The organism is Streptomyces sp. A0642 (assembly GCF_004795105.1).
Classification (GTDB): Bacteria; Actinomycetota; Actinomycetes; order Streptomycetales; family Streptomycetaceae; genus Streptomyces.
The window spans coordinates 124,654-145,033 of record NZ_SSBL01000019.1 but is presented as its reverse complement, the minus strand read 5'-3'; the positions used below and the strand labels follow the sequence as shown (position 1 = coordinate 145,033).

At 66.7% G+C, this 20,380-nt stretch carries 24 protein-coding genes; 4 read left to right on the top strand and 20 right to left on the bottom strand.

The window, feature by feature from the left end; all coding sequences use genetic code 11:
• The 20 genes from E6R60_RS27015 to E6R60_RS26925 form a co-directional block, all read right to left on the bottom strand.
• A complete protein-coding gene (locus E6R60_RS27015; RefSeq protein ID WP_136329282.1) occupies nucleotides 1-522 on the bottom strand; it encodes a hypothetical protein in 522 nt (173 codons plus the stop codon).
• Nucleotides 523-535: 13 nt separating this feature from the next.
• Nucleotides 536-1,039 carry a hypothetical protein gene (locus E6R60_RS27010; protein ID WP_136329281.1) on the bottom strand — a complete coding sequence of 168 codons (504 nt, stop codon included), beginning with the start codon at nucleotides 1,037-1,039 and terminating at the stop codon, nucleotides 536-538.
• Nucleotides 1,040-1,176: 137 nt separating this feature from the next.
• Nucleotides 1,177-2,709: a hypothetical protein gene (locus tag E6R60_RS27005; protein WP_136329280.1), complete on the bottom strand. Its 1,533-nt coding sequence runs from the start codon at nucleotides 2,707-2,709 to the stop codon at nucleotides 1,177-1,179.
• Between the two features lie 121 nt (nucleotides 2,710-2,830).
• Nucleotides 2,831-3,466, bottom strand: coding sequence for a hypothetical protein (locus E6R60_RS27000; protein WP_136329279.1), 636 nt, complete (start codon nucleotides 3,464-3,466; stop codon nucleotides 2,831-2,833).
• Nucleotides 3,467-3,526: 60 nt separating this feature from the next.
• Complete coding sequence (locus tag E6R60_RS26995) at nucleotides 3,527-4,249, bottom strand: NAD(+)--rifampin ADP-ribosyltransferase (RefSeq protein WP_136329278.1); 723 nt, start codon at nucleotides 4,247-4,249, stop codon at nucleotides 3,527-3,529.
• Nucleotides 4,246-4,974 carry a hypothetical protein gene (locus E6R60_RS26990; protein ID WP_136329277.1) on the bottom strand — a complete coding sequence of 243 codons (729 nt, stop codon included), beginning with the start codon at nucleotides 4,972-4,974 and terminating at the stop codon, nucleotides 4,246-4,248. The genes E6R60_RS26995 and E6R60_RS26990 overlap by 4 nt, the downstream gene beginning before the upstream one ends.
• Nucleotides 4,975-5,098: 124 nt before the next feature.
• On the bottom strand, nucleotides 5,099-5,815 hold the full coding sequence (gene thyX / locus E6R60_RS26985; protein ID WP_136329276.1) for an FAD-dependent thymidylate synthase: 717 nt from the start codon (nucleotides 5,813-5,815) through the stop codon (nucleotides 5,099-5,101).
• A gap of 41 nt (nucleotides 5,816-5,856) precedes the next feature.
• The gene (locus E6R60_RS26980; RefSeq protein WP_136329275.1) at nucleotides 5,857-6,525 is read right to left on the bottom strand and encodes a hypothetical protein; all 669 of its coding nucleotides are present in this window, start codon (nucleotides 6,523-6,525) and stop codon (nucleotides 5,857-5,859) included.
• Complete coding sequence (locus E6R60_RS36840) at nucleotides 6,525-6,701, bottom strand: hypothetical protein (RefSeq protein WP_168713686.1); 177 nt, start codon at nucleotides 6,699-6,701, stop codon at nucleotides 6,525-6,527. Before E6R60_RS36840 ends, E6R60_RS26980 begins: the two co-directional genes overlap by 1 nt.
• Complete coding sequence (locus E6R60_RS26975; protein ID WP_136329274.1) at nucleotides 6,701-7,009, bottom strand: hypothetical protein; 309 nt, start codon at nucleotides 7,007-7,009, stop codon at nucleotides 6,701-6,703. The genes E6R60_RS36840 and E6R60_RS26975 overlap by 1 nt, the downstream gene beginning before the upstream one ends.
• A 12-nt stretch (nucleotides 7,010-7,021) precedes the next feature.
• Nucleotides 7,022-7,891: a hypothetical protein gene (locus tag E6R60_RS26970; RefSeq protein WP_136329273.1), complete on the bottom strand. Its 870-nt coding sequence runs from the start codon at nucleotides 7,889-7,891 to the stop codon at nucleotides 7,022-7,024.
• Entirely contained in the window at nucleotides 7,891-8,550 is a 660-nt protein-coding gene (locus tag E6R60_RS26965) for a hypothetical protein (RefSeq protein ID WP_136329272.1), read from the bottom strand. Before E6R60_RS26965 ends, E6R60_RS26970 begins: the two co-directional genes overlap by 1 nt.
• A gap of 171 nt (nucleotides 8,551-8,721) precedes the next feature.
• On the bottom strand, nucleotides 8,722-9,732 hold the full coding sequence (locus E6R60_RS26960) for a hypothetical protein (protein ID WP_136329271.1): 1,011 nt from the start codon (nucleotides 9,730-9,732) through the stop codon (nucleotides 8,722-8,724).
• Between the two features lie 12 nt (nucleotides 9,733-9,744).
• Nucleotides 9,745-10,065, bottom strand: a complete 321-nt coding sequence (locus E6R60_RS26955) for a hypothetical protein (protein ID WP_136329270.1) — start codon at nucleotides 10,063-10,065, stop codon at nucleotides 9,745-9,747.
• A gap of 5 nt (nucleotides 10,066-10,070) precedes the next feature.
• The gene (locus E6R60_RS26950) at nucleotides 10,071-10,448 is read right to left on the bottom strand and encodes a hypothetical protein (protein WP_136329269.1); all 378 of its coding nucleotides are present in this window, start codon (nucleotides 10,446-10,448) and stop codon (nucleotides 10,071-10,073) included.
• Nucleotides 10,449-10,949: 501 nt separating this feature from the next.
• Nucleotides 10,950-11,939, bottom strand: a complete 990-nt coding sequence (locus E6R60_RS26945; RefSeq protein WP_136329268.1) for an HK97-fold major capsid protein — start codon at nucleotides 11,937-11,939, stop codon at nucleotides 10,950-10,952.
• A gap of 38 nt (nucleotides 11,940-11,977) precedes the next feature.
• Nucleotides 11,978-12,478 (bottom strand): hypothetical protein, encoded by a 501-nt coding sequence (locus E6R60_RS26940; RefSeq protein ID WP_136329267.1) that lies wholly within the window; start codon nucleotides 12,476-12,478, stop codon nucleotides 11,978-11,980.
• A 169-nt stretch (nucleotides 12,479-12,647) separates the two neighbouring features.
• Nucleotides 12,648-13,487, bottom strand: a complete 840-nt coding sequence (locus E6R60_RS26935; RefSeq protein ID WP_136329266.1) for a hypothetical protein — start codon at nucleotides 13,485-13,487, stop codon at nucleotides 12,648-12,650.
• A 50-nt stretch (nucleotides 13,488-13,537) separates the two neighbouring features.
• Entirely contained in the window at nucleotides 13,538-16,291 is a 2,754-nt protein-coding gene (locus tag E6R60_RS26930; protein ID WP_136329265.1) for a hypothetical protein, read from the bottom strand.
• A 371-nt stretch (nucleotides 16,292-16,662) separates the two neighbouring features.
• Entirely contained in the window at nucleotides 16,663-16,968 is a 306-nt protein-coding gene (locus tag E6R60_RS26925) for a hypothetical protein (protein ID WP_136329264.1), read from the bottom strand.
• Between the two features lie 308 nt (nucleotides 16,969-17,276).
• Here E6R60_RS26925 and E6R60_RS26920 point away from each other — a divergent pair, with 308 nt between their 5' ends.
• The 4 genes from E6R60_RS26920 to E6R60_RS26905 all read left to right on the top strand — a co-directional run bounded on the left by E6R60_RS26920 (nucleotide 17,277) and on the right by E6R60_RS26905 (nucleotide 20,375).
• A complete protein-coding gene (locus E6R60_RS26920; protein WP_136329263.1) occupies nucleotides 17,277-17,867 on the top strand; it encodes a hypothetical protein in 591 nt (196 codons plus the stop codon).
• A 95-nt stretch (nucleotides 17,868-17,962) separates the two neighbouring features.
• On the top strand, nucleotides 17,963-18,499 hold the full coding sequence (locus E6R60_RS26915) for a hypothetical protein (protein WP_136329262.1): 537 nt from the start codon (nucleotides 17,963-17,965) through the stop codon (nucleotides 18,497-18,499).
• Nucleotides 18,496-19,797, top strand: a complete 1,302-nt coding sequence (locus tag E6R60_RS26910) for an MAB_1171c family putative transporter (protein WP_136329261.1) — start codon at nucleotides 18,496-18,498, stop codon at nucleotides 19,795-19,797. Before E6R60_RS26915 ends, E6R60_RS26910 begins: the two co-directional genes overlap by 4 nt.
• Nucleotides 19,798-19,805: 8 nt before the next feature.
• On the top strand, nucleotides 19,806-20,375 hold the full coding sequence (locus E6R60_RS26905) for a hypothetical protein (protein ID WP_206309522.1): 570 nt from the start codon (nucleotides 19,806-19,808) through the stop codon (nucleotides 20,373-20,375).
• Nucleotides 20,376-20,380: the final 5 nt, after the last annotated feature.

Sequence of the window (20,380 nt, the reverse complement as noted above, 5' to 3'; positions counted from 1 at the left end):
CTAGTCCGTCGAGGCGAAGGCTTTTCCCATCGCATCAACCACCTGCTGCGCCTTGTCCTCCAGCTCCAGGTACTTCTGGAAGACATGGGAGATCGTGTACTGGTACCAGTTGTTCTTGACGTACGCGAAGCGCCGGTGCGCCCATTCGGCCAGCTTCTGGTCCTCTCCGATCGGGGCGGGCAGCTCCTCGCCGTCCACGGAGACCACGGACATACTCACCATGGCGGTCGCGTAGGCCAGCTGCTCGCCGCCGCCCGTGCCCTGGTACTCCTTCAGCACCAGCGACACCGCCAGCAGTTCGTCGACAGCCAGGGTCCGGATGACGAAGTCATGGCCCAGCCAGGAGAACCGCTCGGTCAGCGATCCGATGTAGAGCAGCCCCCGAAAGTTCTCGGAGTGCCGCTGATCGAAGGACGGCAGCACCGTGCCGTCCTCCGCAGTCAGCGTCGATACGGCCTCCGGCGCGGTGGCCTTGCGGCCCGGCCGGTCGGCGGGGTCGTAGGTGCCGTAGGTGTCGCTCATCGTGTGCTCCTGGTCAGCGCAGCGGGGTGGTGTGGGTGTATGCGCAGACCACAGGCTTGGCGACGTCCAGGCCACCGACGGTGAGCGTGTCCCCGTCCGCGATGTCAACGATCGTCACGTTGTGGTAGATCTTTCCGCGCCACTTCGAAGGGGTGGACTCGGTGCCTGGCGGCTTGATGATCGTCTGCGCGGTCACGTAGTTCGCTGTACGGCTCAGCCGCTCGAAGATCTCGACGATGTTGCTGGTGCCAGCCATCCCGGCCATGTGCTCCCAGTGCGCCTGGTTCCACAGCTCCTGGATCGTCAGCTGCAGTGTCGCCCCGGCGAGCACGCGCGAGGTCGCGATCTCCGTAGGTACCCGGCTGCCCATCGGGTGGATGAAGGAGTACGCCTGGCCCTTGTCCGACCAGGCCCGCTGCCCCGCATCCTCGACGCTGATCAGATATGCGATCGGCTTACCGGCGTACACGAAGGTCGAGTAGCCGGAGCCGGTAACGCGTGCCTTACCAGCAGGCATTGCTCACCACCCCATCCGTAGGTCTCACCCCCTACGGCCAGCCGTGCGCCTGCGGACAGCAGAGGACCCCGGGGCCCTCACCCCGGGGTCCTCTCGAAGGCGCGGCAGGTAGCCCGTCACGGCCTGCCGCGCCGGGCTCAGGCGGCTTCCTGCGGCTCCTCGGCCGTGGTGTCGCCGGTGTTCAGGTCGACAGCGAACTTGATCACGACGTAGTTCATCGGGATCGCGGGCTTGTACGAGAACGTCGCCTCGATGATCGAGGGGTCCGCGCTCAGCTGCCGGACCTGCACGTTGGCATATGACACGATCACCGCGTCGGCGACAGCCTGCTCCAGCAGGCCGATCAGCGACCCCTTGACGTTCGTCGTCATCTCAGGGGTGATCGGCTCACCGATCAGGCCCGAGTTCTCCATGCCGCTCTGGACCATCTGCAGCAGGGTGTCGCCGATCCGCGTCAGCGAGATCTCCTGCGTCAGGATCGACTGCATCTGCGTCGACAGCCCGTGCCGGACCACCAGCTGGTTGGCCTGGTTGATCTCCGCCACACAGACGCCGGACCGGGACAGGTTGTTCTTGAACGTCCGCGTCATCTGCTGGTACACCGGTGCCGGGAGACCACTGAAGGACGACACCGGCTGACGGCTCAGACCCCGGGCCACCGGGTTGCGCGCCAGGCGCCCCGCCATCGCGGCCGCGAGGTAGAACCCGTCGACCTCCGTCGAAGCGTTCACCGCGCTGTTGAACGCCAGCAGCCGGTTCGGATAGGCCAGCACCAGCCGCTTGCTGTTCTGCTGCAGCGCCAGCTGGTCGTGGCCGGTCGCGTTGTCGTACGCCGTGGCCGTGCCGGTGAACGCGATCCGGCCGAACCCGTCGGCGGCCGCCGTCTCGCAGTGCAGGTTCACGTCCGACAGGAGGTTGGCCACGTTCGTCGGCGTGTGCGCGTCATAGGGGCCATCCACGAACAGCGGCACCAGCAACTGCGCCCGGTAGTCCGCCTCGACCTTCTTGTAGGCCGCCGCCAGCTGCGCCCGGAAGTCGGCACCCGCCGCCGGATTCGTCGGCACGCACAGCACCGACGCAGCACCGTTCTCCAGCGCGATCTTCGAGGCCAGAGTCATCGCCGAGGCAACCTGCGACTGCGTGATGTCCGTGGGGGCGACCGACACCATGGCCGGTCCGTACGCGGCCACGATCTGGTCGTAGTCCTCATACAGCGTCGGCTCGTAGTACGCCGCCGACGTGAAGCCGTACGTGATTCGGACCTGGTCGCCGTCCTTCAGCCCGTTCGGCGACGGCTTCGTCAGGTCCGCCTCGTCGGCCGACAGCCGCCGGATCTGCGTCACCGCCGTCGAGGCGCTGCCGGATCCCGCCACGACCTCGAAGGTGTAGTCGTCGCCGTAGACCATGAGTGTCCCCGCGAGCGTCCGCACCACCGGCGCGGCAATGGCAGGCGGCCCCACGACGGCCGAGGCGTACACCCCCCGCTGGGACAGCGACGTCGGTGACGCCGAGTACACCGTCAAGACCTCGGTCAGCGTCTCGAACCCGAGAGCTGGACCAATGATCGTTACCGTGTTGGTCGACACCGAGCGGGGGGTGACGACCGGAGTCGAAGCATCGCTGACGTACACACCGGGCGGTGTGTACGTCGCGGAAGAGATGTCGGGCATGCCACCCACCAGTCACGTCGGTTGCTGTCACCCCTTGGGGTCGCAGCACCGTGCGAGACAGTGGGCACGCGCGAACTACTAGTCCGGGAGAAATTGGTAGGTCACTGGTAGTTCTGGTAGTTCAGTGCCAGTCGCCGAAGCCGTCCCCGCGAGCCGCGTCATCCAAGGCGAGATCCACGGACGGCACGACCTGGATCTTCGACAACGGCACGATCAGCCCGGTCTCCGGGTCCGGGACGAAGTCGCCGATCAGGTCGACGTTCAGCGTTCGCTCGTACAGCACCTCGTCCGTCCCCCACGGCGTTCCGGGCTCCGCGTTCTCACCGGTCGACTCGATCTGGTCCGTGCGGATCGTGAGGTCGATCAGGTCGTTGTTCTCCAAGTACTGCCGGAACCGGCCGCGCTTGGAGTCGAAGCCGGACCACGCGATCGTCGCAATCAGCTCGTCGTACACCCGGTCCCGTTCCACCGAGGACAGCGCCACCACCACGAACTCCCACGACCCCTGGAACCGCCACCGGGTGTAGGGCTGCACCTTGGCGCCCGAGTCGGGGTGGGTGTTCTCGGCGTGGGCGACGCCTGACTGCCGCAGCGGATCCGTGTCGGAGTACCGAAGCCACACCTCGGGCAGCTGAACTGCCTTGACCGGGTACTCCAGGCTGGCATGCAGCCCCCGGAACTCCGCTACCGGGTACTGATCGTCGAACGCGGCGTGGAGTGCCTCGATGCCGAGCGTCTTGACCTTGGTGACGTACATGGATGAGCCCCTTCTCCGTCACCCCTTGAGGCAGACGGAGAAGGGGCGGACAGGCCCGGCTCAGTGCCAGTGGTCCTCGTCCTCGTCGTGTTCTTCGTGTCCAGGGCCCTCTTCACCAAGCACGGTGAAGCCGTGCTTCGAGCGGACGTCGTCCTGGAAGTTCCCCCGAGCATTGCCGTGGGCGTCGTGACTCGGGTCCTTCTCCACCGGCCCGTTGGGGTGGACCTCGTAGACGCGGGCCCGGCCGCCATGGGTCATTGCCGCCGTATCGGCGTAGTGCTGTGCATTGCTCTTGCTGGTCGCATAGGCGTAGCCGGGCTCGTGGATGCCGAGGGTGTTGCCGAAGTTGCCCGTGGTGCCGTGGTTGGGATGGACCTGCTCCAGGTCCTCCGCCGTAGTGCCGTGGTAGTACTTCGGCGGACCTTCGCCGGTCTCAGGGTCTGACGACTGGTCATGGATGTGCATGGGCACCTCGCCGTGCCCTACGTCCCTGAGTGCGTGCAGCAGGTGCTCGTGGTGCCTGGTGTCCTCGGGGTGCGTCTCCGAGCCGTTGGCGTGGTGATAGACGTTCTCGCCGTGGTCCGTGACGTTCAAGCCGAGCTGGCCGTGCCGCTCCGGGCTGTAACCGTGCTGCCTGATCGAGTCGGCCAGCCTGTCGATATGACCCCGATCCAGGTCGTCACGGAGGACATGACCTTCCACGTCGTTGGGGTGGATGTTCTCCTCGCCATCGAACGGCTTCCACGAGCCCAGCTTCATGATCTCCGACCAGACCAGCGTCATTTGAATTCCTCACCGTGGAGTCTCACATAGTTCCGCCACCCCTTGTCCGCCACGTAGACCCGCTGCGCCAGCACCCCAGTCTTCTGGGCCGCCTGCGTCATCGACGTGTTCAAGAAGGAGCGCGGCTTGATGCCGGGGTGCCGCCACCGCACACCCACGTTGCCCGAGGCGATGGCACCCGGCCGCTTGCCCGGCGCCGTCCACGGCTTCCCGGCCTCACGGCGCGAGATCCGGCCAGGCGCGCCCGGGTACGACATCGGCTTGTCCGATACCAGGACTCGCAGGCCCGTCGCCGGATCCCGCCGGTAGATTTTCTTCCGCTGACCGATCAGGGCGGCCCGCCGGAAGATCAGCACCTGGATCTTGCCGCTCTCGGTGGTCCGGACCTTGGCCTTCGGGTTGTCGCGGCGCTCCTGGCCGGTCGGGTCGTCGATCCACATCGGAATGATCTTGCCCGCCAGGCTGCGCATCGTGAACGGATTCGTACCGTGGTCCTGGTACCAGACCACCGAGGTCGCCCACTGAATGCCGAAGTACCCCTTGCCGTAGAGCGGCTGCAGGCCGCGCGCGGCCGCGCCGGACATCTTCGGCATCCGCCGACGTGCCTGCCGGACCGCCTCCCGGGCCGCAGCCCGTGCTACCCCGGCCGACAGCCCTTTCTCGATCATGATCATACGGTCGGGAACCGTAACCAGGTGAACCTCAGGGACCTCGACCTGCGGCATGACAGCGCCCTCCCTGCCTCACCTCTTGAGGTGGCTGGGAGGGCACGGACAGGGTCTCTGGCGGGGCACGAAAAAGCGCCCGCAGGGTCCCCACCCTTGGGCGCTCTTCCGTGCCGCTTGGAGCCTAAGGTGCGACGCGGCCGTTCGCACCGAATGCTGCGTACGTGATCGGCATCAGCTCCGCCCAGAGAGCCTCCATCTGCTCGCCGACCATTTCGATCTCCCTCTGCGGGAACGACGGCACCACGGCGTCAGCATGCGTGGTCCGCAGGCCGAGGAAGTGCATGAGAGAGCGCGCGTTGCACGTGGCGTACATCGAGCTGTAGATGTTCAACGGCAGGCACATGCGCGCGACTTCGCGAGCGACCCCGGCCGCCAGCATCCCCTGGTAGCAGTAGTAGGCGTCCTCGCTGACCGACGTCAGGTTCGTGCGCACTACGCCGTATTGCTCCAGCGTGCCCTGCACGAACTCATAGCGGCCGGGCTTGCCCTCCTGCACCAGCCTGCGGTCCTCGCCCGGCACGTAGAAGACCGGCTCCAGCTCCTTGTAGCGGCCGGACTCCTCGTTGTACGACCAGCCGACGCGGTGCCGCATGAACTCTCTGAATACGAAGATCGGCGCGCTGATCAGGAACGTCATCGACGTGTGTTCGAACGGCGATCCGTGCCGGTCACGTATCAGGTAGTTGATCAGACCCTTCTCGCGGCTCTCCTCGACGTCCTCGGTGAACGAGCGCTGGCCAACGGTGGAGACACGGGCGGCCCATAGGACGTCGGAGTCGCAGGCGTTGTGCTTGACCAGTTCGACGGAAACGTCGGAACGCAGGGTGATGTCGGTCATGGGTGAGCCTCGCGGTGGTGGGTTCTTGGCGGGTACGTCAGTCAGTCTCGCTCGTACAGCGGAATCAGCGGAGCACGAATTATTTCAATGTCGGCGAACGACGGCGGGACCGCGCCGGTGCGCGACAAGATCTCGACCAAGTCGTCCGTCTCGGCGGGCGGCAGCATGTAGGCCACCGACTCCGGGTCCTCGACGGCCGCCCGCGTCAGGTTGTACGCCGTCGCGACCTCGCGCTGGTACGGAGTCCCGAAGCCGGTCCGCAGCGTGGTGCGCTGAGGTACCCGCAGTTGCAGTCGCTCGCCGGTCGCCCGCATCGCGTAGTCCCCCGAGTGCACCCGGAAGTCCGATGTGGTCTCCAGATGTACCTCCTGAGGTGCCACGGTGCCGCGCGCGGTGAACGACTGGCTGTCATCCGCGTCCGTGAAGACGGCCGGGCGCACGATCAGCGCCCGGAACCCGCCCTCGAACCGGGTACCGAAACAGTTCGGGCACTTGTTTCTCGACGCCTGCCCGTATGCCTGGGAGATCCGGTCGCTCGCGCACACCGTGCACAGACCGACCAGCCCCGCCTCGTGGTCGCGCGCCGTCCACATCAGCGCGAAGAGCGCGTTCTCGCCGATGTGGTGGAGCGCTTGGTCGTGACGGAGGCGTTCCTGGTCGATCGCCCAGTCCTGCTGGGCCCGCACGTACTGCCCGCGAACGGTCGACATCAGCTCGCCGGAACGGTCACGATGACGGCCGAGGCCAGCACCGCATCCCGCGTCGCCTGCGGCATCACCCCGTACTGCTCATCGGTCAGGACGACGGTGTTACCGGCCTGGTAGAGATTGCCGTTCGGCAGGACCACATTGCTGAGGCCCGCCTTGATGACGACGGTGTAGGCCATCACTTCTCCTTGGCTTCGGGGTACATGGCCGCCCGCAGTGACTGGGCAGCGTTCTGACCGGCCTGGATGTAGTCGATCCGGCTGACGTGGCCCAGGTGGTTCCAGTCGACGATGGCCGCCTTCTTGCCGTCGCCGAAGGCGTACGTCCTGACGTTCGCCTGGAATCCCTCGGCGCCCTTGGGGAGGCGGACCTCCGCCTCGACGATCACGGAGACGGCGTTCTCGTCGTCAGTCCATTCACTGTTGAGGCCGGAACGCACCCACTCCACGATCTGCGCCTCGGCCTCTGCAACGGTGTAGCTCAGCATGATGTTCTCCTGTCAGTACATACGGGTCATGTAGCGCGGGCGGGCGGCATGGGACAGAGGGAGCCGGGTCGGCCCCCAGCGGCCGAAGACGCCACCGGACACCAGGACGCGGGCGCGGCCGAGCCCCATGTTCGAGATCTTGAAAACTTCGAGCTGCTGCTTCAGTACCGGCTCCTCGGTGCCCAGCACCTCCGACCACCGGTCCATGTAGTCCCGCCGGTCGAGCCTGGACACGCCCGAGCCCGACTGAACCTCCGGCTGCTCCACGTAGCTGCGGATCAGATGCCGCAGGCACTCCACGTACAGCGCCGACTCCAGCAGCGGCCCCCACCGCTCCACTGGGAACGACGCGCCGCCGTCCCCGTCGATCGTGTAGGTCTGGAAGGGCTGAGCCACCGTGTTCAGGCGCCCGACAGCGATCCGTAGCAGCTGGGCCAGGCGGTTCCGGCCAAAGTTCGACTGGATGTAGGTCTGTAGGTGAGGACCCTCGGTGGCGAAGTCGAAGAGGTCGGAGAACCGGGTCCAGGTCGTCTCGATGATGTTCTTCATCGGCTCGGCCAAGATGTCGTATGACGGCGCGGACTTGCCGACCTCCAGCCAGACGCGCCACTCCTCATCCACCCCCGCCACGGTGTATGTCCACACCAGCACGTACGGGCCCGGAGTCGCCGTTTCCCGGCTCGTCAGTCGCACCAGGTACTCGCCCGCCCCCGGGTGCTCGGCGGCCCGCGAGAACACCTCAGTCGGCGCTTCTCCGTCGCGCAGCAACGTCGCGGTCACAGGACTGTCCGCGTCCCCGGGCACGCCCTCGCGCATCACCTGCAGACCGAACTCCGCAGCACCGTACCGGGAGACGTACGCGCGGTCGGTGTACTCGTCCATCACGTGTCCTGCGAGTTGACGAGCAGCGCGCTGCCCCTCGCTGACACCAGGCGGGCCGATCCCGCCTGCGTGACGCCACCGGCATCCGTCCAGACGTGAACCCCGAAGTTATGGGACCCCACCCCCACGCTGCGGATGCCCATCGCAGGCACCATGTACGAACGCTGCCAGCCGCCACCCGATGTCTGCACCTGCTCCACACGGATGTAGCTGCCGCCGTCCCCCATCATGGAATCCACACCGTCGATCTGCGTGCGGAAGTGCAGGTTCATCGTGTAGATCGACTGAATCGCCACCTCCACGGCAAGGTTCACAAGGAGCGCCCCCGGCCGGTTCACTACGAACGTCGCCAGCTTGTAGTAGACGTGGGTGGTATGCCCCATGCCCACGTTCGGGGCGACGTACCCGCTCCACACCGGCGGCGCCGACAGGGTCTCCCGCCATGCCGTACCGGTCCACACGGTCTCCCGGCGGGTGTCGGTCTCGTAGATGCGCATGCCCGCCTGATTCGGCCCCCACGCCGGACGGGACCCAGACGTGCACAGGAACGGAGCCGGGCTCGCATCCAGCCGCGCGCTGTTGTCGTTGAAGTCCTGGCGGAGGAAGGGATCCGTCTGATCCCAGGTCTTCAGCCCCAGCCGTGGTGTCGTACCGGACATGCGCCATCTCCTCTGCGTCGCCTTCGCCCTTTCGGGTGGAGACCTCGCCCCGAACAGCAAGAGACCCCTCAACCGCAGCAGAGGGGCGCTACGGTTGAGGGGTGAGGCGTCATCCCTCGCTGCATCGCCGGTAAGTGAGGAGGCGAGGGATGACGCAACCGGACTGAGGGGCTACGCCACGGTGTACGCGTTCGAAGCTGGCGACGTTGCCGACTGCAGCTGACCGATCGCCTTCACGGTGAATGTCACCGACGCAGCCACGGTGAGCCCCGGAACGTTCGCCGTCGTAACACCGCTCGCCACATGCACCGTCTGCCCCGACGACGCCTTCACGTCGTACCCACCAGATGGCGCAGGCACCGAGGCAGCCCACGTGACCGTCGCCGTACCGGCGGTGCCCTGCGCGGCAACCGTCGGCTTGCCCGGCGCGCGAGGAGCACCGTACGACCCCGGCACGACCGTGCCGTCCTGACGGTAGATCGGATTGACCACATTGTCCGCAGCCAGCGATACCGGCCGCACCAGGTCCTCGTTGCCCGGAGACACCGACGCCGCCGACCACGGGCTGTACGCCCCGGTTCCGTTCCGGTTGCCCGCCCGCACCCTGTACTTCTGCGCCCGGCCGCCGGTCACGTTCTCGACCCTCACCGACGTCTTGTCCCGGCCCGCATAGGTGTGCCCACCCGTGTCCGACTCGACGACGTACTCAGTCACCTTCGCGTCCGCCGCCGGGTCAGCCACAGCCACCCACGACACCTGCACGAAGCGGTCACCGGAGATCAGAGTCGGCGCCGCCGGAGCAACCGGAACGGCCGTCGAACCCACCGGCACCGCACCCACGTTCGCTGTCTCCAGCGTGCCCGTCATCGACAGCGCAGGATTCACCGAATTGCTCGCCAGTCCGTTGCCGACCGGGCTGTCCGTCAGCGTGGTGTCCTTGTTCACCCCGGGAACCGGGGCCGGGGGCGCCTTGTACGGCGGATTGGCGTCCACCACGGTCGAACTGAGCGTGTCCCGGCTACCGGTGACCGCCGTCGAGGCTGGAGTCCAACCCGACGCGTTGACCAGCCCCACCTCACTGGTGTCAGGCTGAACGACCGGAACCGGCGCCGGAACCGCGCGCCCCTTCGTGCCGATCGCACCATCGGTCTCGTACGTACTGGTCTGGTCGGTCGCGGCCACAGCGGCCCCTCCTTAGCTGTTCGCAGGCCCAGCGGCCTGCTTCTTCGGCGCCGGGGTCTTCTTCGTGGGCGCTGCCGTCTTGCGTGCGGCCGAAACCGGCTCACGAGCCTCGGAGGGCTCCACGACGACCGGCTCCGGTACCGGAGGTTCAACTGCGAGCTCCGAGAGCGGAATCGAGACGGCCTCCTTCCCGGGCAGTGCGAAGACGACGGCCTCCTCCTCCCGGAAAGCCAGCGCCACGTTGGGCAGTTCCGAGTCCGGACTGCCACCGACACCCGAAGTGTCGAGCGTTCCGGTGAGCAGCAGACGCCGCTCGTGCTCACTCATGGACATGCAGGTCACACCTTCTGCAGCGACTCGATGATGACGGGCACCTCGACGGTCCTCGCCTTGTACTCGTTGGCCTCGTCGAAGATCACGTTCTGCACCGTCAGCGGCTTCTTCTCACCGTCGAGGGAACGCGGGTGCTTGGACACGGCCAGCAGCTGCGACAGCTCCTCGTCCTCCTCGATCCCCTCCACCACCAGAATCCCGCCCTTGACGGCCTTGATGAAGGACGTCTGCGTGGCATCCGCACGGGAGACGTAGATGACGTCGCCGCCCTCCACGTCACCCTTGGCCTCGAAGCGGAGGTAGCTCTTGGGGCGGTCGGCGTCGGGCGTGACGACGACGACCCCATTCGAGGGGTTGGTGACCTTGAGCCGCTGAACCTGCATGAGAGCCTCCGAGAATCAGTGACGGGCGATCCCGTCACACCTTGGTCGGCCCGCAGCCCCCCAGACAGCACTGAACCCCCGGGAAGGGAAACCCGGGGGTTCAGCGGGCGGCCGGAGAACGGAACCGCACGAGGGCCCACCACAAACCCTCAACCACTACGGCCGCGCACGCACAGAACGACAGCACGCTAAGGAAAATTCATTCTCTCGAAGGCAAAAACTCCAATCCACTACCAACGAGCCCGCGAATCTGTCAGGGTGAGAATATGTCACCCGCCGAGATGACCGCCCAGAGGTACGCCCTCCCGTGAGCCCCTTACCCCCTCGGAGGTGAGGGGCTCACGAGGCCCAACTGCCGCCCACGCAGTCAGAGGCCCTGAGTCAGGGGAAATGGCGCCCACCACCGAGGTCAGTGGGAAGACGAAGGCCCCCTCCCGCGTGGATCAGGAGGGGGCCTTCGCACACTACGGCAGGGCCTTGACCAGTCAGGCCGCTGGCCTGTTACGACTTGACGATCTTCGCCAGGCCCCTCGGGTTCAGGATCAGCATGCTGACCATCTCGTCGAAGACCCAGCCCTTCCAGAAGGACTCGACGCGGTGGTTCTCCTCGACGTCCAGGGAGTAGAGGACCGGGAAAACGCCGAGGAACTGCGGGTCCGGCGTCAGGAAGGTCTGCCCCTGAGGGATGACGATGGAGCGCTGGAGCTGGAACTCGCCGAAGCTGGTGATGGTCTCACCGGCGACGACGCGGTCCTTGAAGGCCCAGCCGGTCTGGTTGATGTCCCACCGGTACATGTCGCGGTAGTCCATCGGGTTGATGAGGATGCGCGAGCTCTGGAGCTCGTGCATGTCCGTCATCGACACGGCGGAGTAGAGCGAGCCGGGGGTGAGGTAGCCGGACGCCTCGGTGATGACGTGGTTGGGGGTGACCGTGTGGTCGGCGCGGCCGGTGTAGTCGGCGATGGCCGCCTGCAGGATGGTGATGAGGCGGCTGTCCTCCTGCTTGAGGATGGCCTGCTTGGTCTCGTCCTGGGCCTGCTCGACGGCGTTGATGCGCAGGTAGAGCAGGTCCTCCTTGCGGATCGCCGGGCGCGAGGCGATGCGGAAGAACCGGACCTGGATGCGCTTGCCCTCGAAGGGCGTGATGCGAACTTCGCCCTCGGTGCCGGACATCATGTACGCCTGGCCGAGGTCGTCCCAGACGTCGTACTCGACCGGGGTGCCGGGGGTGCAGGGGTCCTCGACGAGGACGTTGCGGGTGATGCCCTGGTAGCGGAGCTTCAGCTGGATCGGGCCGATCATGCCGACGCCGAGGCGGGTGATGCCGTTGGTCTGGTCGGAGGCGACGGTCTGCAGGCGCTGCTGCTTCGCGGCGAAGGAGAGCGTGGAGCCGCCCTTGGCTTCGCGGCGGGCCAGGATTTCGGCGACGTAGTCGTCCGACTTCTTGGAGGTGGCGCCGCCCTTGTGCCCCGTGGTGAGCGTTGCGGTCATGATGTGTGAGTTCCTCTCAGCTCGGCTACGGGGCGCGGTTAGCGCAGGCCGCCGATGGTGATCTTGGAGGGCGAGTTGACCTTGAGCAGTCGGGCGACCGGCTGCGAGGAGGCACCGGCGGTTCCGGCCGGGACGAGCTTGCCCCGGTTGGCTCCGGCGGTCTGGGCGTGGACCAGGAGTTCGGCTCCGGTGCCCGGGTCGTTCCAGGCGAGGGTGTCGTCGAACGCGGGGGCGAGGATCTCGGCCTCCGCGTCGGCGCCCATGACCCAGACAGAGGTGGCGTTGATGCCGACGTCGAGCAGCGGGTCGAAGCCGTCTCCGCCGACGTAGTCGCCGATGAAGCCGTAGGGGACGCCGACGTTGTTGATCAGCGTGACCAGCTCGCCCGTGGTGCGCATCGCGACCATGCCCGGGTAGATGAGCACGCTGCGGTCCCACGCCGGGTCCAGGAAGACCGCCTTCGGCGTTGCCTGGGTCCATGCGTACGTGGGACGGAAGGTGCGCTTGATGTGGGCGTTATTGGCCCGAACGCGGATCATGTGTTCCGCCCTCCTGTGTCTCGGCTGGCTGCCGGGACCGGCAGGCCGTCTTCACCCCCTATGCGCGGCCGACGTTGCGGGGGACAGGGAGAAGTGGGGATGAATTTCTTGGGATATGACGAAGGGCCCGGCGGGGAGGTCCGGGCCCTTCGATTTCGGTACGGCTGGGTCAGTCGAAGAGCTCGCTGTCCTCGACGGCCTGGCTGGTGCTGGTCGCGGTGGAGAGGGAGGCCAGCGACGGGGCCACCCGCTCGGGGGAACGCGACGCGATGCGGGGCCCGGACGAAGGAGAGGTCCTGGAGGCGGACTTGACGACTCCGGACAGCACGTTGATCTCGTGGGTGATCAGCGCGTTACTCATGGCCGGGTTGGCCTCGATGCGCGCGCCCAGCGTGAGGTCATCGCCCTGGGCGATTCCGGCCTGGATCTGCAGACGCGCGAGGCGCATGCAGGCATGGGTGCGGCTGGGGCCGCCTCCAGCCATCTCGCCGCTGCTGGGCGGCGCCGAGTTGGACTGGTTGTCGCTGATGGTCCAGGGGAACGCGACGTCGGGGACCATCGGGTTGCCGACACGCACGTCGGTCTCGATCTTTGTCTGGTCGCCGCCGACTTCGCCGGTGTTTACGCCGGAGACCGGCGCGGTGACGTCCTGCAGGTTGCCATACGGCTCGGCCGGGAGGGTGCCGCCCGGCTGGAGCGCGACGTCGGTGGCGGCGGCCGGAACACCCTGGGTGGAGTTCCCGGTCTGGCCCGGGGAGCGGACGTCGTCGTTGGTCTCCGAGGTCGCCGCCTGCTCGGTCGTCTCGGACGGCCCCTGCTCGGGGCCGTCCTCGATCGGCTGGGCCGGGTTGTTGATGTCGGCGGTGACGGCGATCTGGTTGACCTGGTCGGTGACACCGGCCAGGCGCGCGATCAGGGCGATCTGCGCACCCTGGACGGCGAGCTGCTTGCGCTGGTCGTCCTGGACGGTCTGCTGCGCCGCGAGGGCGGCCATGAGCGGACGGCTCATACTCTGCTCCTTCAAAGCCTCGTTGCTCACGGCTGCGGCCGTGGGCACTTCTACACCCCTTGCGAGCCCCATGCGGGCGATTCGACAGCAGGCGACTTCGAGTAATTGCCGTTGATCTCCCCCGGCGTCAGGAGCTGGTCGCGGCGGCAGCTCGGGCAGACGTCGCCCGACACGATGCCGTCCATGGCCTGCTCCTCGGGGTTGGCCATGTTCTGGGTCTGCGGCGGAGTCGCGTCGGCTCCGAAGCCGCAGGTCGGGCAGAACAGGTCGGGCACGCCATCGTTAGGAGTGCCGGGGACGGGTGCACCGGTGGTGTCGTCCTCGCTGGACAGGCCGTCGGGTCCCTCCGGGCCGCTGGGCCGGTAGGGCATGTCCGGCCCCTGCGTGAAGGAGTCCCCGGTGTGATCCTGCCCCTTGTAGGGAAGCTCGCGCGGCCCGGCCTGACCGCCCATCTCGGGGTCGACCATGTCGTTCTGGAGGTTGGCGTTGCCATCAGGGTCGATCTCGTCGGGCTGGATGAGGCCGTCGCCGTTGCGGTCGGAGACCGCCGGGCCGCCGCGCTGGGTGCCATCCAGGGCCTGGTCACCGTACGGAGAAGGCGTGAGGCCGTTCTCGTCGACCTGGTCGGGGTCAACGAGCTGGTTGCCGTCCGCCTCCCCCTCCTGCGAGGGCAGCGGCTGGCCGTTCTGGTCGGTGCGCTGCAACTCGCCGTTGTCGTCCACGAGCGACGGGTCGACGACCTGCTTGCGCAGGTCCATGTTCTTGGCCATGTCGAGGTCGGGGTTGCGAAACTGGGCCGGAGGGCTGATGAATCCGCAGACCTGGCAGGCGAGGCCGTCGTAGGTGTCGGCGTCACCGCAGACCGGGCAGTTCTCCTCACGAAGCGTGTCGACGTCCTGCGGGGCCTTGATCTCGCCGTACGCCACGGCGCTGATACTGCCGTCCGCGTTGATCATGAGTGGGTCCACGAGGCGGGAGACGTGGGAGTTCCCGTCCTCCTTGAGGTGAGGGGTGTGCTCCCCAGCCAGATCCTTCCACTGCGCGCGCTGGTTACGCTGGACGGTCTGGCGACCCTTGCCGCCGGGCGAGCCTTCGTCCTCGGCTGCGTTGAGCCGCTGGCGGGTGAGCCAGGTGACGGCCTGGACCTCGTGGGGCGGGACATGGCGGCCCTCGCGGTCGGAGATGACGGCGGCCGCCGTGCGGTAGTGCTCGGCGGCGTGCTCGTAGTAGTGCCGGTTCCCGGACTGGAATCCCTTGGCCTGATCGGCATTCAGGCGGCGTCCGGCGGCCACGGACAGGGCGTGGCGGTCCATGACGACACGGTTGGACGGCTGTCCGTGCTCGTCGTTCCCAGCGTGCTCGATGAGGTGGGCAAAGTCCTGCGTCTTGGGGCCCTTGAGGACCTTCTGGTGGTCCTCACCGTTCATGATCTTCTGGGCAGCCGTGGCGTGGGAGCCCATGACCATGAGGCCCTCACCCTTGCCGACGGCCTTGCCCTGGACGAACGACCTGGCCGCGTTGTGCTGGTTGGCCCACCAGTTCTGCTGCGGACTGTACGCCGACAGGACACCAGCGCCCTTGTGTGCTGCCTCCCGGTCATCCGTGATCTTCGGGTCAAGCTTGGCGATGGCCTTCGCGACGTGATGGGCGTCCGGGTACCAGCGGGCCCCCTGCTTCTTCTCCTCGTCGGTGGCCTGGTCCCAGTGCGACAGGACGTGCTCGTGGCTCAGGCCGGTCTCCTTGAACCACGGGTGGTCGCCCGGATTCGGATACTGCGGGCCCGCCGCCTCGACGGCCATTGCCTTGTTGAGGCTCTGGATCCCGGGCGTGAACGGGCGTGACTCCGTGACGGCCCGCTCGCGGCGCTGCTGGAGCCGCTCGGGGTAGTCCTTGCGGTGCACGCCGCCGGTGGGCGTCTTGTCGACGTGGTCCTGGCGGGCCGGTCCCCGAACGTCACGCTTCCAGCCGTCCGGAATCTGGGGCGTGGTCCGGTTCGGGGTGACGGCGGCGAAGCCGCGATCCGCGCGCTCCCTGGCGTCGTACAGATCCTTGAGGCTCGGGTGCTTGGGGGCGGGCGTGAGAGTGCTGCCGTCGTCCTCTTCCGGCTCGTCGTCGTCGAACTCGGCCGGGTTGATGGCGGCGGTGGAACTCAGGCCGGTGGAGTCGACACCGAGGAAGTGGGCGGTCGGGTCGGCCGGAGGCTCGACGAGGAGGCTGTTCTCGAAGAACTTCAGGCCGTAGCAGGTCTCGCGGACGAGTTCGCCGACGCGCTTGCCGCTGGCGGTGTGCCGGAAGATGCGGCGCCCCTTGAGGCCCGGAATGTGCGCGCAGTACTCGGCGGGGGTGGTGGCGGCGTTGCCGCAGGCGGAGCAGACGGAGCGCTCGACGTCGCAGCCCATACTGGTGCGGTCGACGTGTCCAGCGAGGATGGCCTTGGCCAGCTTCGGGAAATTCTTGGCGTCGACCTCCATGAGTACTTCGACCCAGGTATCTGGAGTGCCGTCGGGGTTTCTGTCCTCGTGGAGGACCGCGTCGATGATGATGCCCCGGGCGCGCCGATGATTCTCGTTGTTGTGGTTCACGAAGACGGGCTTGCCGACGAAGGAGGCGTACGCCTTCTTGATCTCCTCTGCGGGGAACTCGTCGTGGTTGTCGTTGCAGCGAGAGCTGATGGCCCGGGAGCGGACGTACAGGTAGCCGGGACGCACCTCGTACTGGAAGACGGCCCGGTGTGCCGCCTTGGTCAGCATGTGCTGGTCGCCGTAGCTTGCGGCGATGATCTGGGCCGTGGCGAACTTCAGCACCGGGCATCCTCCTGTGCGGACTGCAGCGCTTCCGCGCTCTCGCCCCTTGGGGGTGGCTGCGGTGCGACGAACAGGAACGGCCTCGGGCGGCAACGATGTGGCGTCTTTTGTGAGAGGACCGTGTAGGTGGCGAAGCTATGGCCAAAGGTCGGTGGATAATCTGCGACGAGACGCAAGCGGAATGGCGCCCATCTCTTTGGCGACAAATAGACTCACATGAAATAACCCGCTACGGTTCGGACTGTGCCTCGTTGGACTGGACGACGCACCCTTGTGCTGGCATGCGAGAAGGCCCCGGCTGACCTTCCTGGGTAGGGAAGTGTGGTCAGCCGGGGCCTTTGCTCCGGTCTGGTTCAGCGGTAGTTGGCGGTCTACAGCTTCTCGTCCGGAGAGTCCGACGTGGCGGCCGTCGGATCGGAACTGGCCTTTCGGTGCTTTCCCTCGTAGATCGGCCTGGCGGTGGAGCCGAGAAGGATGCCCAGTCGGGGCCAGCGAGATTCAAGCGCGAGCAGGGCCACGTAGTACGTCGACCCCAGCACTCCGGCGGTGCCCAGGGTCAGGTAGTCACGAGTCTCTGAGCTCACCTCAATGCCGCGCGTGGTGAGGAAGGACAGGACGGCCCCGACAACGATCGGTGCGATCGTCCGTACGGCGGCAGGTGCGGGTACGACAGCCACAACGGCTCCTCGTGCTGGGTGACGTGACGTCTCACCCGTTACAGCGCTTGGGGCCGTACGAGACAGGACTCCCGTGACAATTCCGGGGCACAGGGTGTCTGAGGTCACTCCGATCGTCACCCTGCTCACCCCCGTGCACACGTTCTGTCGATTGCTGCGCCGATGGTATGACGCCAGGCCCCCTTAGTGTCAACTTCAGCCACACATAAGCTTCATTTAAGAGTGACGGTGTGGCTGAAGTCGCCACCGTGGGTAGGATCTGGCGGAACGACGGGGAGATTTTTCCAAGTTGAGAGGGGAGGGCCCCGATGACGGCGCCCCAGAGCGATCCCGCCCCCGCCGGATCGCTCGCCACCAAGATTCAGACCCTGCAGCAGCTGAAGAGGAAGAGGCCAGAGGAAGGCGAGGGGGTTTACTCAGTCCCTGAGATCGCTGAGGGTGCCTCACGGTTGTACATCGAACAGAAAAAGTTTGAGATCGATTCAGCGCCCGTGGGATCACCCGAGCACCAGTCGGCCGTTGCCGCCCTGGACAAGATCAACGAGAAGCTCGACCAGGGCAAGCAGCCCATCCAGGCGTCCTACCTGAGAGAACTCCGCAGCGGAAAGCGGACTAACCCGACGAAGGACGTCATCCAGGCGCTCGCCAGCTTCTTCCGGGTCAGCCCCGCCTACTTCTTCTCAGGGGCCGACGCCACACCGGAGACGAGGGAGGCGGAGGCCGAGATCGAGATGATGCTGGCCGCCCAGAACCTCTTCCGGCGTGCGAAGGAGAGCGGCATGGGTACCGAGGAGCTGATGGTTGCCATGCGGGGAGCCGGGCAACTCAACCCCCAGAAGGCCATGGGGGTCATCCGCGTACTCTCGGCCGCCATCGAGGCGGCGACGCCAAACGATTGATCAAGAACAGACCAGACGGTATCGATGTCACCCCAGTGCCCTACGCTTAGTGCTGTATTCAACGAGGACAGTGATCATGCGCAAGGTGGGCGGGGATGAAGTTCAAGCTGGGGTGGGGACGGACCCGTAAGCACGAGTGGGCCCAAGCTCTGCAGGGTCTCGTCCTGCCCAACGGAGATCGCACCCCCGAGATGCTGCTACGCGAGTACGTACGCCAAGTCCGGGGCAACGAGCTGGTCCTGAGCCGGGATCCGCTCGTGGCGTCACCCGGAGGTCCGAGCGGCGCCTGGGTAACAGCTGGAGACACGGACCTGATCTGGGTCCATCCGGCAGCAAGCGGCGTGCAGTACGGGCACATCATCGGCCACGAGGTCGGGCACATGGTCAATGGCGACGAGCCCGACCCCCTCGATCTGGCCACCTTGTTCCGTATGCTCCAGGGCATCTGCACTCATACCGACGCGGATTTGTGGGAACGAAGCATGTGCCGCACGGATTTCAGCGAAGAACGTGAGCGGCGCGCCGAGGAGTTCGGCTACTTCGCGGAGGAGTGGCTGCAGCGGGCGCCCGACTCGACCCCCGACCTGCTGAGCAACATGAGAAACAGCCTCGAAACCCGGAGCGCCTGGTGACCGACACGCCCGACCTGTTTGCCTGGATGGTCGTCATACCGCTGACGGCCGTGGTCATCTGGCGTACACCCGCCGCCCTGCGTGCACCGCAGGGACGAACCCTCTGGTTTGTTTTTGCCGCACTCGACGTCTCGATGATTACCAGGATCAGCGCCATCGGGGACTTCATCTACGACGCGACCGGCATCGACGACGCCGCCACCCTCACCAAGCACCTGTGCGGGATCGCCGCCGTCGCCGGACTTCTGCGCTGGGTCATCGCCGTCGTCCCCGGCCGCGATGACGGCAAACGTGAACCCCGCTACCGCCGCGCCATCAGCAACCGCCCCCGCCGCGTCGTCACCTGGGGAGCGATCATCGTCATCACCGCGATCTTCCCCCTCGCCTACCGGCGTACCGGGCGCGGAACCGAGGACGCCGACTTCATCTTCCAGCAGGCAGGACACCTCTGGGGATCCCTCCACCTGATCCTCTTCTACGCCTACCTCATATTCGGCATGGTCTGCGCAAGCATGATGTGCTCGGCAGCCGGTCGCGATGCCCGCGCCCAGGGATCCTTCAAGATCTCCATGCAAGGACTCTCGCTCGGCTGCGCCGTCGGCGCCTGCTACGGAATCGTCCGCACCGGGTATCTCGTCACCCGCCTCGCCGACAAGCCCTTCCTGGGCGGCGACACCTTCGTCTACGTCGCCTCCAACATCACCCTCGTCGGCTGCGTAGCACTCGTCCTGATGGGCAGTGCCGTTCCCGCCTGGGAGCGCATGGGAGCCCGCATGGACGCACACGCGGCGGTCAACGACCTGCGCCCCCTGTGGGCCCGCCTCACCGAGGCGGTTCCCGAGGTCGTCTACGGCAAAGACCACCGCAACTCAACGTCCCTGAACTGGCTTCGCCAGCGAGCCCCCCGACTGCACTCCCACCTGACCGGCCTGCTTGCCAAGTGGGCCGACTTCTGGAACTGGCGCGGACTCGACTACCGGCTCCGGCGACGGATCAACCAGATCTGCGACGCCTCGCTGACGCTCCAGGACTACGTCGACCCGGACCTGTATGAGAGCGCTGAACGGACAGCCGAGGAGCTCGGGCTTCCGCCTCACACGGTCCCCGCCTACCTTCTGCGTACCGCGATCCAGCGCAAAAAGGCTGGCCAGGAACCGTTTAACAGCCCGCCGGAGAACGCGATCCTCCACCCTGGCGCAGACCTGCAGAGGACAACCCAGGCGCTGCTGCCGATCGGGAAAGCCATGAACAACCGGGTGGTCATGAGCAGCCTCGACAGGCGCCTGGCCCTCACATGACCCCTGAGATGAAGACTCGCGCAGCCAGAGCACTCACCGACGGCGTCGACCCGAAGAACGTCATCGTCGCCCTATGCCTGCTCGTCGGCGCCCGGTACGGCTGGCCGGGGATCGGCTGGGGACTGCTCGCCATCACCTTCTGCGCGGGCATCCCCATCGCCTACATCGTCATACGCGAGGGCGACGGCCGGTGGGGCAACCGGCACCTCACGGACCGCTCGCGCCGAATGGTCGTCATCCCCGTGATACTGGCGTCCGTCGGCATCTGCCTGGCCGCCATGTCCCTGGGCGGCGCCCCGGCCCCGATGCTGTCCATGGTGGCCGCCATGCTCGTCACGCTGGCAGCGATATGGCCCATCACCAGGTGGTGGAAGATCTCCGTTCACACCTCGGTCCTGACCGGAGCGCTCGCCATGCTCGGCCTGCTCTACGGGCCGTGGTGGCTGCTGTCCATCGCGCTCGTCCCGATGGTCGCCTGGTCCCGGGCCCAGCTCAAGGACCACACCCCCTGGCAGACCGTGGCCGGTGCCGCCCTCGGCGCGATCGTGGCCGGTCCGGTCTTCGCCCTCGGCCTGTAGTGCAA

Excerpts from the sequence above, each read along its gene's own strand:
- E6R60_RS26920 (WP_136329263.1), top strand. The coding sequence starts at position 17,277 with ATGACGGCGCCCCAGAGCGATCCCGCCCCCGCCGGATCGCTCGCCACC.
- E6R60_RS26990 (WP_136329277.1), bottom strand. The coding sequence starts at position 4,974 with ATGCCGCAGGTCGAGGTCCCTGAGGTTCACCTGGTTACGGTTCCCGAC.
- E6R60_RS27005 (WP_136329280.1), bottom strand. The coding sequence starts at position 2,709 with ATGCCCGACATCTCTTCCGCGACGTACACACCGCCCGGTGTGTACGTC.
- thyX (WP_136329276.1), bottom strand. The coding sequence starts at position 5,815 with ATGACCGACATCACCCTGCGTTCCGACGTTTCCGTCGAACTGGTCAAG.
- E6R60_RS27000 (WP_136329279.1), bottom strand. The coding sequence starts at position 3,466 with ATGTACGTCACCAAGGTCAAGACGCTCGGCATCGAGGCACTCCACGCC.
- E6R60_RS27015 (WP_136329282.1), bottom strand. The coding sequence starts at position 522 with ATGAGCGACACCTACGGCACCTACGACCCCGCCGACCGGCCGGGCCGC.
- E6R60_RS26995 (WP_136329278.1), bottom strand. The coding sequence starts at position 4,249 with ATGACGCTGGTCTGGTCGGAGATCATGAAGCTGGGCTCGTGGAAGCCG.
- E6R60_RS26935 (WP_136329266.1), bottom strand. The coding sequence starts at position 13,487 with ATGAGCCGTCCGCTCATGGCCGCCCTCGCGGCGCAGCAGACCGTCCAG.
- E6R60_RS26970 (WP_136329273.1), bottom strand. The coding sequence starts at position 7,891 with ATGGACGAGTACACCGACCGCGCGTACGTCTCCCGGTACGGTGCTGCG.
- E6R60_RS36840 (WP_168713686.1), bottom strand. The coding sequence starts at position 6,701 with ATGGCCTACACCGTCGTCATCAAGGCGGGCCTCAGCAATGTGGTCCTG.
- E6R60_RS26980 (WP_136329275.1), bottom strand. The coding sequence starts at position 6,525 with ATGTCGACCGTTCGCGGGCAGTACGTGCGGGCCCAGCAGGACTGGGCG.
- E6R60_RS26965 (WP_136329272.1), bottom strand. The coding sequence starts at position 8,550 with ATGTCCGGTACGACACCACGGCTGGGGCTGAAGACCTGGGATCAGACG.
- E6R60_RS26940 (WP_136329267.1), bottom strand. The coding sequence starts at position 12,478 with ATGATCCGCGTTCGGGCCAATAACGCCCACATCAAGCGCACCTTCCGT.
- E6R60_RS26915 (WP_136329262.1), top strand. The coding sequence starts at position 17,963 with ATGAAGTTCAAGCTGGGGTGGGGACGGACCCGTAAGCACGAGTGGGCC.
- E6R60_RS27010 (WP_136329281.1), bottom strand. The coding sequence starts at position 1,039 with ATGCCTGCTGGTAAGGCACGCGTTACCGGCTCCGGCTACTCGACCTTC.
- E6R60_RS26950 (WP_136329269.1), bottom strand. The coding sequence starts at position 10,448 with ATGCAGGTTCAGCGGCTCAAGGTCACCAACCCCTCGAATGGGGTCGTC.
- E6R60_RS26975 (WP_136329274.1), bottom strand. The coding sequence starts at position 7,009 with ATGCTGAGCTACACCGTTGCAGAGGCCGAGGCGCAGATCGTGGAGTGG.
- E6R60_RS26905 (WP_206309522.1), top strand. The coding sequence starts at position 19,806 with ATGAAGACTCGCGCAGCCAGAGCACTCACCGACGGCGTCGACCCGAAG.
- E6R60_RS26945 (WP_136329268.1), bottom strand. The coding sequence starts at position 11,939 with ATGACCGCAACGCTCACCACGGGGCACAAGGGCGGCGCCACCTCCAAG.
- E6R60_RS26955 (WP_136329270.1), bottom strand. The coding sequence starts at position 10,065 with ATGTCCATGAGTGAGCACGAGCGGCGTCTGCTGCTCACCGGAACGCTC.